General features: G+C 67.0%; 9 protein-coding genes. 5 read left to right on the forward strand and 4 right to left on the reverse strand.

Annotation, left to right across the window (positions count from 1 at the left end; all coding sequences use genetic code 11):
* Positions 1 to 29 precede the first annotated feature (29 nt).
* The 4 genes from AC1AYX_RS02440 to AC1AYX_RS02455 all read left to right on the forward strand — a co-directional run bounded on the left by AC1AYX_RS02440 (position 30) and on the right by AC1AYX_RS02455 (position 4,843).
* Positions 30 to 443 carry a hypothetical protein gene (locus tag AC1AYX_RS02440; RefSeq protein ID WP_476501991.1) on the forward strand — a complete coding sequence of 138 codons (414 nt, stop codon included), beginning with the start codon at positions 30 to 32 and terminating at the stop codon, positions 441 to 443.
* A 1-nt stretch (position 444) separates the two neighbouring features.
* Positions 445 to 2,052: a PGAP1-like alpha/beta domain-containing protein gene (locus AC1AYX_RS02445; RefSeq protein ID WP_476501992.1), complete on the forward strand. Its 1,608-nt coding sequence runs from the start codon at positions 445 to 447 to the stop codon at positions 2,050 to 2,052.
* A 156-nt stretch (positions 2,053 to 2,208) separates the two neighbouring features.
* The gene (locus tag AC1AYX_RS02450) at positions 2,209 to 4,029 is read left to right on the forward strand and encodes an FtsX-like permease family protein (RefSeq protein WP_476501993.1); all 1,821 of its coding nucleotides are present in this window, start codon (positions 2,209 to 2,211) and stop codon (positions 4,027 to 4,029) included.
* An 85-nt stretch (positions 4,030 to 4,114) separates the two neighbouring features.
* Positions 4,115 to 4,843 (forward strand): ABC transporter ATP-binding protein, encoded by a 729-nt coding sequence (locus tag AC1AYX_RS02455; protein WP_476501994.1) that lies wholly within the window; start codon positions 4,115 to 4,117, stop codon positions 4,841 to 4,843.
* Positions 4,844 to 4,860: 17 nt separating this feature from the next.
* On the opposite strand, the gene dnaE is transcribed toward AC1AYX_RS02455, so the two are convergent.
* A complete protein-coding gene (dnaE, locus tag AC1AYX_RS02460) occupies positions 4,861 to 8,412 on the reverse strand; it encodes a DNA polymerase III subunit alpha (RefSeq protein ID WP_476501995.1) in 3,552 nt (1,183 codons plus the stop codon).
* 92 nt (positions 8,413 to 8,504) lie between these two features.
* Here dnaE and AC1AYX_RS02465 point away from each other — a divergent pair, with 92 nt between their 5' ends.
* Positions 8,505 to 9,719 carry a helix-turn-helix transcriptional regulator gene (locus AC1AYX_RS02465; protein WP_476501996.1) on the forward strand — a complete coding sequence of 405 codons (1,215 nt, stop codon included), beginning with the start codon at positions 8,505 to 8,507 and terminating at the stop codon, positions 9,717 to 9,719.
* Here the strand turns inward: AC1AYX_RS02465 and AC1AYX_RS02470 are convergent.
* From AC1AYX_RS02470 to AC1AYX_RS02480, 3 genes are read right to left on the reverse strand one after another with little or no spacing between them, the layout of a single operon-like run.
* Positions 9,632 to 10,630, reverse strand: coding sequence for an RluA family pseudouridine synthase (locus AC1AYX_RS02470; RefSeq protein WP_476501997.1), 999 nt, complete (start codon positions 10,628 to 10,630; stop codon positions 9,632 to 9,634). The two genes, AC1AYX_RS02465 and AC1AYX_RS02470, sit on opposite strands and share 88 nt — an antisense overlap.
* A complete protein-coding gene (locus AC1AYX_RS02475) occupies positions 10,627 to 11,184 on the reverse strand; it encodes a signal peptidase II (RefSeq protein WP_476501998.1) in 558 nt (185 codons plus the stop codon). Before AC1AYX_RS02475 ends, AC1AYX_RS02470 begins: the two co-directional genes overlap by 4 nt.
* Positions 11,185 to 11,210: 26 nt before the next feature.
* The gene (locus tag AC1AYX_RS02480) at positions 11,211 to 12,569 is read right to left on the reverse strand and encodes a DivIVA domain-containing protein (RefSeq protein WP_476501999.1); all 1,359 of its coding nucleotides are present in this window, start codon (positions 12,567 to 12,569) and stop codon (positions 11,211 to 11,213) included.
* Positions 12,570 to 12,621: the final 52 nt, after the last annotated feature.

Here is a 12,621-nt window from a genome sequence, read left to right on the forward strand (position 1 = left end):
CGGCGGTTTTCCGTCAAGCCACCGGACGAATGGTGGATAACGGGGGCTCCGACCACAGCCCCCGTTCCGGCTGGACGTGGAGCCGGCCGTTCCCGTTCAATGGCGGTATGAACACGCTGACCACCACATTCCCGGGCACGATGCGCATGTTCGCGTCGTCCGCCGCCGGCTCCCCCTCGTTCGGCCTCCAGCCGAAACCCATGTTCGACGATTCGTGCCGCTGCCATGAGGCGGTGCGGACCAGCCGCGGGCGCATCGCGGCCGTCGCCGTGGACACGCCGCGCGTGACCGGGCTCGTACGCGAGGCGCTCGCCTCATGCACCGGCCTCGACTGGGAGGGCAACGCCGCCTCCCTGTTCCGCGACCGGTTGCGGACCCTGGGCACGCCTTTGGACATGCACGACGACGACGCGGCCGCCACGGCCCGCATGGCGGAGGCGTGACATGGGCTGGCAGATCGTATCGCGCATCCACGGCGGGCACCAGTCCGCGCCCGCCACCGTCGAGGAGTTCCAAGCCGCGCAGGCCGCGCTGCGGGACGCCTCCAGCGAACTCACCGCCCATGCGCTCGCCTGGTCGAAGGCCGCCACCGACATCGCATCGGACCGTGCGAGCGTGCCCCTGTGCCCGGTGCTCTCCTCCGGAGCAGCGTCGATGGCCGGCAAGGAGCATACGACGCTCCCCTACGACGGGCTCATCGCCGCATGCCAGCGGCGCGCCGCCGAGATCAACGACACGTGCGCGAAGATCCGCGGCATGGAGGATCTGCTCGTGCGCGCCAACGCGCTGTATTCGGATGCCGAACGCCAGTCGCGGCGCGTCGTCACCGAACTCACGCAGGCGATCACGCAGGCCAGCCCCGTATGGGCCACGGCGGCCATGATCGGCGGCATCTCCGGCGGTCTCCTCTACGGCATGGGTGCGGAGCACGCCTACACGCCCGGATACGCCTCGTGGATCACGGCGCAGTTCCAGGAAGGCTACGTGTCGGGCATCGCGGCGAAGATCGCCGGCGTGGAGATCGGCAAGGGCGTGGTGCATACGGACGAGGTGAACCAGGCGGCCGGCAAAATCGGCAAATGGTCCGGCCCCATCAAGGACCTCTACCAAGGGAACACGCTGACCGTCAGACGCGTCGACGCCCGCGCGGACGTGGTGCGCGGCTCGTCGTCGGTCGGCGAATCGTTGGAGAACCTGCGCCGGCTCGGCGAGGAGCGGCTCGGCAAGGTCGACCTCGATTCCGGGCTCGTCTACGGCACGGTGGCGGTGCAGCGCTACGAGAAGGCGGACGGCTCCAACGCCTGGCTGGTCACCGTGCCCGGCACGGACGGCCAATGGGATTCCCCATTCGGATGGGAGCAGAACATCGAGCTGATGAGCGACGACCCCGAGCGACGGCGGCGCGCCGACAGCGCGCGCATGGTGGTCGAGGCGATGGAGCAGGCGGGCATCCGGCCGGACGAGCCGGTGGCGATCATCGGGCACTCGCAGGGAGGCATCGTGGCCGCGGCGATCGCCTCCGACGAATCGGAACGGTTCGACATCGAGCACATCGTGACCGCCGGATCGCCGATCGCGAACCATCCGATCCCCGAAGACACGTGGGTGACGAGCATCGAGATCGAGGACGAATTCGTCGCCGCGCTGGACGGCGCCGAGAACCCGGCGGACGAGCGTTGGCTGACGATCCGGGGCACGCTCGAACCGGCGCCGGACGTCGACGGGCCGCAGGTCGGCGAGGACGGCGTATGCGTGCCCGGCATCGATTCCGGCGTCTGGGGCGACAGCCCGTACGCGGCGGCCCCCGTCCAGGACCCGTCCGAGACGAAGGAGATGACCCACTGGCTCAAATACCATCAGGCCGCCTACCAGAACGCCTCGGATCTCGGCGGTACGCCGATGATCACGCACGAGAAGCATTTCGCGGACGTCATCGACGGCGAACTCAAGGAGACCCACTACTACGAGGGCCGCATCACCACCCGCGCCGCACAGCCCCAGGCCGACGCGGCCGGCGACGGGAACACGCGCATGACGCGTGCCGCCGACTAGCTTCCAGCGCGCGTTCAGGAAACTCCCCTGATTTCCACGCCGATCGCACCGGGAGACCTTCAGCATGCGGCAAGGGCGCTTCCATGCCCGCGCCGCATGCTGGAGCCGTGGCGTGGGGCGCAGGGCCCGGCGCATGGAAGCGAAAAAGGAACACCCATGTTCGTGTTGAAGAACGCATGGCGATCGGTCGTGCGCAACAAGGGACGCAACATCCTCATCGTCGTCATCGTGGCAATCATCGCTGCGGCCGCGACGATCGGGCTGTCCATCAGGAACGCCGCCGAGACCGCGCGCGAGACCGGCCTCGCCTCGACGAGCGTCACCGCCACGATCGGCGTGGACCGCGAGGCGATGATGAGCAAGGCGAAACAGGCCTCCTCGTCGGATTCGTCCGACTCCTCGGATTCGTCGGGCTCATCCAAGCAGCCCGATTTCGGATCGATGCGCGACGCGCTCGACCAGAGCGCGCTCTCCCTCGCCGACTATGAGAAATACGCGAAGGCGGCCAGCGTCGACGTGGGCACCTACTACACGGAGACCACGTCCGTGAACGGCACCGACGCGTTCCAGCCGGTCGAATCGACCACGTCGAATGAGGCGAACTCCACCGACTCCTCGTCGTCCGCCTCATCCGGCTCCGGCTCATCCGACTCCGCCGCGTCCGGCGACGCGCAGGGCGGCGACGGCCAAGGCGGCGGTCCGGGCGGCATGGGCGGCCAAGGCGGCGGCATGGGCATGGACTCCGGCGACTTCTCGCTCGTCGGATTCTCCTCCGACGAGGCCGTCGCCGCCGCGGAGAACGGCACGTTCACGATGTCCAGCGGCAAGGTGTTCGGCTACGGCTCCTCCAGCGACGGCGACGTGATCGTCTCCAAGGCGCTCGCCGACTTCAACGGGCTCAAGGTGGGCGACACGATCACCGTGGCCGACCTGTCCGGAGACGACACGACCTACGAGCTGACCATCGTCGGCATCTACAAGAACGCGACCTCGTCGAACACGGGCGCGAACGGCCCGATGGGCGGCACCTCCTCCGATCCGGACAACGCGATCTACACGTCGGTGAGCACGCTGAAGAAGCTCGGCCTGTCCACCGAATCGTCCGGCTCCTCCGATTCCTCGTCCGATTCCTCCTCCTCGGACTCCTCCACCACGCAGACCTCCGCCTCCCGCACCCAGCTGAACTTCACCTACGTGCTGGGCGGCAAGGACGACTACGAGACGTTCGTCAAGGACGTCGAGAAGGCGGGCCTCGACGACACGTACACCGTCTCCTCCGCCGACGTCGAGAACTACGAGTCCAGCCTCGTGCCGCTCGACAACCTCGCCAAGTTCGCGCTGACCCTGCTGATCATCGTGCTGGCCGTGGGCGCCGTGGTGCTCGTCGTCCTCAACCTGTTCAACGTGCGCGAACGCAAATACGAGGTGGGCGTGCTCACCGCCATCGGCATCCGCAAATCGAAGGTCGCCGCCCAGTTCGTCGTCGAGCTGCTCATCGTCACGATGATCGGCATCGCGCTCGGCGTGGCCGGCGGCGCCGCGGCCTCGGTACCCGTCTCGAACCAGCTGCTCGCCCAGCAGGTCTCCTCGCAGGAGTCCGAGGCGTCGAGCCGTCAGGCCCAGTTCGGCCGTGCCGCGGACATGCCCGGCGCGCCCGGCGGTTCGAACGGCTCCTCCTCGTCCGATTCCTCCTCGGATGATTCGTCATCGTCCAACGGCTCCTCGAACGGTTCCTCGGATTCCGGCTCCTCCTCCGATGCGCAATCCTCCCAGCCGGCGCGTTCCGGAGGCCAGGGCGGCCCCGGCGGATTCTCGCAGGCAGTCGACTATGTGAGCGAGATCGACGCGACCGTGAACCTCAAGGTCGTCGGTCAGCTCGTGCTCATCGGCCTCGCGCTGACGCTCGTCTCCGCCCTGGCCGGCATCGTCGCGATCATCCGCTACGAACCGCTCCAGATCCTCGCCGACCGCTCCTGACCCGTAAAGTATCGGCCCCCTCTGACGAGGGGGCTGTCGGCGAAGCCGACTGGGGGAGAGACCCCCATTCCCGAAAGGACATCACATGACCACCGAAACCACAATCGTCGAAACCGTCGATACCACGGAAGCCGCCGCCCCGACCCCCGGACCCCGCACCGTCCTGGAGATGGACCACGTGTCCTACTCGTACACGAAGGGCGGCAAGAAGGTCGTCGACGACCTGAGCCGCGGCTTCCACGCCGGCGCCGTGACCGCGATCGTCGGCCCGTCCGGCGCCGGCAAGACCACCGTGCTCTCGCTGCTGTCCGGGCTCACCGGCCCGACCGAGGGCCGCATCCTCTACAACGGCGCCGATCTGGCGAAATCGGACCGCTACCGGTTCCGCAGCCACGACATCGGCGTGATCTTCCAGAGCTTCAACCTGCTGCCAGCCCTGACCGTCGAGGAGAACATCACCCTGTCGATGGAGGCGTCCGGCAAGACCTTCGACAGACCGAAGCACGATATCGTCGTCGAACTGCTCGCCAAGGTGAGGCTGCCCGCCGAATACGCGAACGAACGCATCCTGCACCTGTCGGGCGGCGAGCAGCAGCGCGTGGCGATCGCCCGCGCGCTCGGCTACGATCCGGACATCATCCTGGCGGACGAGCCGACCGGCAACCTGGACATGGCCACGCAGGACGACATCATGGCAATCTTCCGCTCGCTCGCCCATGAGGAGGGCAAATGCGTCATCATCGTGACGCACTCCCCCGCCGTCGCCGACCAGTCCGACGAGGTCTTCGAGCTCAAGCCCCTCCGCCGCCGGTAGCGCGCGCCGCCCCGGCGCTACGCGGCGGGCAGGCAGCTGGGGCCGAACAGGATCTTCAGTTCGGCGAACAGCGAGGTGTCGCGTTTCACACGGAACCGGTCGCCGAACGTGAGGACCTCGGCCTTGCCGTCGCCGTCCACGATGGCGAGTTTCACCTCGCAGTACCCGGGATGGTTGGTGAGCACCTGGCCGAGCTGCATGACGTGCTCGCGGCTCAGCGCCACCTCGGGCAGGGTGATGACGACCGGCCGTTCGTCCTCCGCCTCGAGCGACGGCACGTCGAGCTCGGTGGCCCGGAGCGAGACGGCCTCGTCGCGCAGCTCCACCTGGCCGCGCACCTGCACGACCTCGTCCTGTTTGAGGTTCGGCGCGGCCGCCTCGTACACCTTGCCGAAGAACAGGCATTGGATGGACGCCTCGAGATCCTCGATGGTGACGAGCGCCCACGGGTTGCCCTTCTTGGAGACGCGCTTGTCGACCTTGGTGACGATGCCGGCGAGCGTGACCTGCTGGCCCTCCCCCATCGTCTTCGCCCGGTCGATGAGATGCGCGATCGACATCTCGCGCAGGCCGGCGAGCACGGCGGTCATGCCGGAGAGCGGATGGTCGGACACGTACAGGCCGAGCATCTCCCGTTCGAAGTTGAGGCGGGTCTTCTTGTCCCAATCCTCGATGTCGGGCACGGTGACGTCCGCGTCGCCCATCGCCTCGGCGCCGCCGTCCTCGTCGTCGGAGAACAGGTCGAACTGGCCCTCCGCCTGCTTGCGCTTCAATCCGACGACCGAATCGATGGCGGTCTCGTGAATCTGGAACAGGGCGCGGCGGTTCGGGTCGATCGAATCGAACGCGCCCGCCTTGATCAGCGATTCGACGAGACGCTTGTTGAGCGCGGTCAACGGCACGCGACGGATGAAGTCCATGAAGTTCACGTACTTGCCGTGTCCGCCGGAACGTTCGGCGATGATGTCGGCCACCGCCTTGTCGCCCACGTTGCGGATCGCGCCGAGGCCGAAGCGCACGACGTCGCCGACGGCCGAGTACGCGAGCTGCGACTCGTTGACGTCCGGCGAGAGCACCTGGATGCCCATGCGGCGCGCCTCGCCCAGATACAGGGCGGTCTTGTCCTTGTTGTCCTTCGTGCCCTGGAGCAGCGCGGCCATGAACTCGACCGGGTAGTGGGTCTTCAGGTACGCGGTCCAGTACGAGATGAGGCCGTAGGCGGCGGAGTGCGCCTTGTTGAACGCGTATCCGGAGAACGGGACGAGGATGTCCCACACGGCCTGCGCGGACTCCTCCGAATAGCCGTGCTCCTTCATGCCGGCGAAGAACGGCACCTTCTCCTTGGCCAGCACCTCCGGCTTCTTCTTGCCCATGGCGCGTCGGAGCACGTCGGCCTTGCCGAGCGAGTAGCCGGCGAGGATTCGCGCGGCGGACTGCACCTGCTCCTGGTAGATGATCAGGCCGTACGTCTCGTCGAGCACCTGCTTCAACGGCTCGTCGAGCTCCGGGTGGATCGGCGTGATCTTCTGCAGGCCGTTCTTGCGCTTCGCGTAGTTGATGTGCGATTCCATCGACATCGGGCCCGGTCGGTACAGGGCGATCAATGCGGAGATGTCGTTGAAGTTGTCGGGCTTGAGCATCTTGAGCAGCGAGCGCATGCCGTCGGAATCGAGCTGGAACACGCCGAGCGTGTCGCCGCGCGACAGCAGCTCGTAGGTGGGCTTGTCGTCGAGCGGGATCTTCGTGTAGTCGATCGCCTCTTTGCCGTTGGCGACGATGTTCTTCAGCGTGTCCTGGATGACCGTCAAGTTGGACAGGCCGAGGAAGTCCATCTTGACCAGGCCCAGCGTCTCGCACGTATGGTATTCGAACGTGGTCGTGACGGTGCCGTCGGTGCGTTCCAGCAGCGGCGACGTGTCGGTGATCGGCGCGCTTCCCATGATCGTGGCGCAGGCGTGCACGCCGGTCTGGCGGATCAGGCCCTCGATGGTCTTCGCCTTGTCGACGATCTGGTGCGCGTCATGGTCGGATTCGTACAGTTCGCGGAACTCGCGCGCCTCGGCGAAGCGCTTCGACGTGGGGTCGAAGATCTCCTTGAGCGACGCGTCCTTGCCGTTCTTCGACGGCGGCAGCGCCTTGGTGACCTTCTCGCCCATCGAGAACTCGTAGCCCATGATGCGCGCCGAGTCCTTCAGCGCCTGCTTGGTCTTGATGACGCCGTAGATCACGCACTGGGCGACCTTGTCGTGGCCGTATTTCTCGCCGCAGTAGTTGATCACGTCGAGGCGGCCGTCCGGGTCGAAGTCGACGTCGATATCCGGCAGGGAGACGCGTTCCGGGTTGAGGAACCTCTCGAAGATGAGGCCGTGCTCCAGCGGGTCGAGCTCTGTGATGCCCATCGCGTAGGCGACCATCGAGCCTGCGGCGGAGCCTCGGCCGGGGCCGACCATGATGTCGTGGTCCTTCGCCCACTGGATGTAGTCGGCGACGACGAGGAAGTAGCCGCAGAACTGCATCTGGCAGATGATGCCGCACTCGTAGTCCGCCTGCTTCGACACGTGTTCGGGCACGTTGCCGTCGTAGCGGCGCTCCAGTCCCTCCTCGACCTTCTTGAGGAACAGCGAGGCCTCGTCCCAGCCTTCCGGGCAGGGGAACTGGGGCATGAACGCGCCGTCCTCGTGGTCGTCGAAGATCACGTTGCAGCGTTCGGCGATCTCCAGCGTGTTGTCGCACGCCTCGGGGAACTCCTTGAAGAGCTCGCGCATCTCGGCGGCCGGCTTGATGTAGTAGCCGGTGCCGTCGAACTTGAAGCGGTCCGGGTCGTCGAGGTGGGAGCCGGAGTTGATGCACAGCATCGCGTCCTGCGCCTCCGCGTCCTCGGCGTGCACGTAGTGGGAGTCGTTGGTGGCGAGCAGCGGCGCGTCCAGCCGCTTCGCGATGTCGAGCAGGCCCGCGGTGACCTCCTTCTCGATCTTGAGACCATGGTCCATGAGCTCGATGAAGAAGTTGTCGCGGCCGAAGATGTCCTGGAATTCGCCGGCGGCGCGCAGCGCCTCGTCGAACTGTCCGAGGCGCAGCCTGGTCTGGATGATGCCGGACGGGCATCCGGACGAGGCGATCACGCCTTTCGAGTAGGTGGCGAGCACCTCCTTGTCCATACGCGGGTAGCGCTGGACGCGGCCTTCGAGGTTCGCCACGGAGCTCGCCTTGATGAGGTTGACGAGGCCTTCGTCGTTCTCCGCCCACATCGTCATGTGGGTGATGAGGCCGCCGCCGGAGACGTCGTCGCGGCGCTGGTCCTCGGTGCCCCAGTGCACGCGGGACTTGTCCTGGCGCGCGGTCTCCGGCGTCACGTACGCCTCGATGCCGATGATCGGCTTGACGCCGTTGGCCACGCAGTTCGTGTACATCTCGTACGCGCCGTGCATGTTGCCGTGGTCGGTGATCGCCACGGCCGGCATGCCGAGCTCGGCCGTGTACTTGGCGAGATCCGGGATCTTGGACGCCCCGTCGAGCAGCGAATAGTGCGTGTGGTTGTGCAGATGAACGAAGTCTCCCGAATTGGCCATGCGTTCCACCCTACCGCACGCCCTGTTCAGGGCCTTTCGGCCACGGGCGTAGGATGGTGTTCACCGATGAGGGTCGCAGGAAGGGAGCCGGCATGACTCGTAAGGCCGATGGCGCCGCGGCGGGGGCCGCCCGCGCGCCCAAGACGCCCACCGCGCAGATCGTGGTGGAGATCATCGAACTGCTCGCGGCGCATACGGACCGCGAGCACGGGCTCACCGCCTCGGAGATCGCGCAGACGCTGGGGGTGAACGAGAAGACCGTGCGCAACCATCTGCGCGCGTTCGAGTCCATGACGCCGATCGGCCGCAAGGTCGGGCATCTCGACCGCGCCGATCTCGTGCACGCGGAAAGCCCCGACCCGCGCCCCGGCTGGTACATCGACCCGGTCTTCGACACCGCGCAGATGCGGCTGCTCACCGACGGCGTGATGCTCTCCCGACCGGACGGCGAATACCTGCGCGACCTCATCGCGAAGATCTACTCGTTCGCCGGGCGTTCCGGCCAGCTGCGCGGCCTGAGCAGGCTCGAGACGCCGAAGAACTACAACACGGAGTTCCTCAACAACATCGAGGTGCTCAACGACGCGATCGACCATGAGCGCGTCATCGAATTCCATTACTGCACGTACGACACGGACGGCGTGCTCGTGCCCCGCCGCGACGCCGCCGGCAGGGCGCGCGTGTACTGGGCCGACCCGTACCATCTCATGTACAAGAACAACATGTACTATCTCGTGTGCCACATGCACATCTACGACGGGCTGGCCTACCTGCACGTGGACCGTCTGCGCGACCTGAGGATCGACGACGCCGACCATTCCGTCTCGCATCTTCTCGACGATTTCAGCGACACGCCCGGCGAGCCGTTCGACATCGACCGGCATATGGCGGAGCGCCCCTACCCGGTGAAGGGCCCCGCGGTGCCGATCCGCATGCGCATCGCCGGCCCCTTGGAGCCGTTGTTCGACTGGTTCGACGACGCGCAGGTCACCCGGCTCCCACAGCCTCCCGCCGGGACGGCGGCGAGGGACGGCGAAGGCGGAAAGCGCGCGAAAGGCGCGAAAGGCGCGGAGCCCGTCTACGAGGTACGGGTCCGCGCCAACGAGAAGGCCACCCTGTGGTGGGCGCTGCAGTATGCGGACGGCGGGAACATCGAGATCCTCGAGCCGCAGTCCCTGCGCGACAGCCTGCGCGAGGTGGGCGAACGCCTCGCCCGCACCTATGCCGCGAACGGGTCCGCGGCGGGCGCCTCCGCATCCGCGGTCTCCGACGCCGCCTCCGCATCCGCTGCCGGCGCTTCCGCGTGACGGGCGCGCATCACGTCGAGCGCATGCTCCAAATCGGCCGGATAGCTTGACGTGACGGTCGTCCACACGTGCGTGCGCGGGTGACGGAACTCCAGCTGCATCGCGTGCAGCCATTGGCGTTCCAAGCCGAGCTCGGCGGCCAGCACCGGGTTCGCGCCGTACATGTGGTCGCCGGCGAGCGGATGCCCGATCGACGAGAAATGCACGCGGATCTGGTGCGTGCGACCGGTCTCGAGGTTCACGGAGACGAGCGTCGCCTCCGAACCGAACCGCTCCATCACGTCCCAATGCGTGACGGCGGGCTTGCCCGACGGTGTCACGCAGAAGCGGAAATCGGAGACCTTCGCTCGCCCGATCGGCGCGTCGATGGTCGCCTTGTCCTGTCTGAGCGAGCCCTGCACGAGCGCGTGATACGTCTTGACGACCTCGTGCTCGGCGAACTGCCGACGCATCTCCACATACGCGAGATCGGATTTGCATACGAGCATGAGGCCGCTCGTGCCCACGTCGAGCCGTGAGACGATGCCCTCGCGCCCGGCGGCGCCGTACGAGGTGATGTGCACGCCGCGGTCGCGCAGCGAGCCAAGCACGGTCGGTCCGGTCCAGCCGACGGACGCGTGCGCGGCGACGCCGACCGGCTTGTCGACCACGACCACGTCGTCGTCCTCGTAGACGACGGCCATGTCCGTGGCAATCGGCTCCGGCGCCTTGCGCTCCTCGACGAGATCGAATTCGACGGTCTCCCCCGCCTGCAGGATGCCGGATTTCGCGATGGAGCGGTCGAGCACCTTCGCCTGTCCGGTGTCGATGAGTTCGGCGGCCTTCGAACGGGAGACGCCGAGCATCTTGGAGACGGCCACGTCGAACCGCCTGCCGACCAGCGCGTCGGGCGCCGGCGCGAGGCGGCTCATGCGACGCCGCCTTCCGCGCCTTCGCCGTCCGCCACGGCGGCGGCGCGCTCCCCCGCCTTCCCGCCGTCACGGGCGCCGAACGGCACGTCGAAGAGGATCATGAGCACGATGGCCACGCCGGCGGCCATGAGGAAGATGTCCGCCACGTTGCCCACGGACCATCCGTAGTTGAGGAAGTCGACGACCTTGCCGTCGAGGAAGCCCGACGCGTAGACGACGCGGTCGATGAGATTGCCGAGCGCGCCGGCGAACGCCAACGCGAACGCCGCCGACCATGCCGTCGACGCGGTCCGCCACGCGAGCGCGGCGAGCACGACGCAGGCGACGATGGCGAGCAGCGAGATCACCCACGTGGCGCCCGATCCGAAGCCGAGTGACGCGCCCGGGTTGCGTACCAGCGTGAGCGACAGCAGGCCGGGGATGACGCGCACGGTGCGACCGTCCGACAGCGCGGACAGCGCCCACAGTTTCGTGAGCTGGTCGACGGCCAGCGCGATGACGGTGACGCAAGCAAAGACGGCCACGCGAATGCGCGGCCGTCCATGATGAACCATGTTCATACCGGGATGCGTACCTGCGATCAGTCGCCGGACTGCTCGGTCTGGCTGTAGGTGTTGTTGTCCGACACCTGGTTGACCAGCTGGCCGAGGAACTCGGTGAGGCGGGCGCGGTACTCGGTCTCGAACTGCTTGAGGCCCTGGATGTTGCCCTCGATGGCCTTGGCCTCGTGGGTCAGGTTCTCACGCACCTGGTTCGCGTAGTCGTCGGCGGCGGTACGGGTCTTCTTGCCGTAGTCCTCGGCCTCGTTGCGGGTCTTGACGCCATAGTCGTCGGCTTCCTTGCGGGTCTGCTTGCCGTACTCGTCGGCGGCGGTACGGACCTTCTGGTCGTACTCGGCGGCGCGGCGCTGGACCTCGGCCTCGTACTGGTCGGCCTCGTTGTGCTTGGTGCCGAGGTAGGTGTCGGCGTCCTGACGGGTCTTGACCGAGTAGGCATCGGCGTCGGAGCGAGTGCGCTTCGAGTAGGCGTCGGCGTCGGAGTGGACGCGCTTGTTGTACTCGTCGGCCTCAGTGCGGGTGCGGTTGGAGTAGTCGTTGGCCTTGCCGATCAGGTCGTTGTAGTCGTTCTGGCTCTTCTCGGTGATCTCCTTGGCCTTCGCCTTGCCCTTGTCCACATACTGGTCATGCAGCTGCATGGCGAGGGTGAGCATGGCGGTCGCGCGCTCCGGCTCGCTGCCGGCGCCGACGGCCGCGCCGGCGATCTTGCGCAGGGAGCCGGTCTCGGTGTCGGGCTCGACCTTGGCGACCTGCTCGCGCAGCTGGTTCTCGCGCTTCTTGGACTCCTCGAGCTGGCGGGTGAGCTCCTGGACCTGCTGCGCCTGCTGCTGCAGACCGGAGGCCTGCTGCTGGAAGGCGGCGATCTTGCGGGACATGTCCTCGGCCTGGGCACGGAACTGGTCGCGCTCTTTCTGGACGGCCGCGATCTGCTGGGCGACGGCGTCCTGGTTGCCGGAGGCCTGGGCGGCCTGGGCGGTGAGCTGGTCGATCTGCGCGTTGAGCTGGTCGACCTGGGCCTTGAGCTGCTCGTTCTGGGAGGAGAGGGCCTTGTTGGAGGACTCCGCCTCGGCCAGCTTGGCCGCGACGGCCTGCGCCTGGTCGCCGCCGGCGGCCGCCTGCTTGGCGGCGTCCTTGAGCTTGTCGTTCTCGTCCTGGAGCTGCTGCACCGTTGCATTCAGCTCGGAGATCTTCTTGTTCAGGGCGGTCACATCCGGACCCAGCGCCTGGGTCGACTGGCCGGCGACCGCCTGCTTGCCGAGCGCCTCGACGGTCTCGGTGACCTGGTCGAGGAAATCGTCGACCTCGTCGACGTCGTATCCTTCCTTGAAGCGCACCGTCTGGAACGTGCGCTCCCTGATGTCCTTAGGCGTCAACAGAGCCATAAATCTACACCTCGCTTTGGGGCTGTGCCTCGCTTACGTTGGTATCAACACA

The organism is Bifidobacterium sp. LH_419 (genome assembly GCF_056356955.1).

What these genes read in the sequence shown, in the direction of transcription:
- AC1AYX_RS02470 (WP_476501997.1), bottom strand. Translation starts at nt 10,630, where the DNA reads ATGAGCCGCCTCGCGCCGGCGCCCGACGCGCTGGTCGGCAGGCGGTTC.
- AC1AYX_RS02455 (WP_476501994.1), top strand. Translation starts at nt 4,115, where the DNA reads ATGACCACCGAAACCACAATCGTCGAAACCGTCGATACCACGGAAGCC.
- AC1AYX_RS02445 (WP_476501992.1), top strand. Translation starts at nt 445, where the DNA reads ATGGGCTGGCAGATCGTATCGCGCATCCACGGCGGGCACCAGTCCGCG.
- AC1AYX_RS02440 (WP_476501991.1), top strand. Translation starts at nt 30, where the DNA reads ATGGTGGATAACGGGGGCTCCGACCACAGCCCCCGTTCCGGCTGGACG.
- AC1AYX_RS02480 (WP_476501999.1), bottom strand. Translation starts at nt 12,569, where the DNA reads ATGGCTCTGTTGACGCCTAAGGACATCAGGGAGCGCACGTTCCAGACG.
- AC1AYX_RS02475 (WP_476501998.1), bottom strand. Translation starts at nt 11,184, where the DNA reads ATGGTTCATCATGGACGGCCGCGCATTCGCGTGGCCGTCTTTGCTTGC.
- AC1AYX_RS02465 (WP_476501996.1), top strand. Translation starts at nt 8,505, where the DNA reads ATGACTCGTAAGGCCGATGGCGCCGCGGCGGGGGCCGCCCGCGCGCCC.
- dnaE (WP_476501995.1), bottom strand. Translation starts at nt 8,412, where the DNA reads ATGGCCAATTCGGGAGACTTCGTTCATCTGCACAACCACACGCACTAT.
- AC1AYX_RS02450 (WP_476501993.1), top strand. Translation starts at nt 2,209, where the DNA reads ATGTTCGTGTTGAAGAACGCATGGCGATCGGTCGTGCGCAACAAGGGA.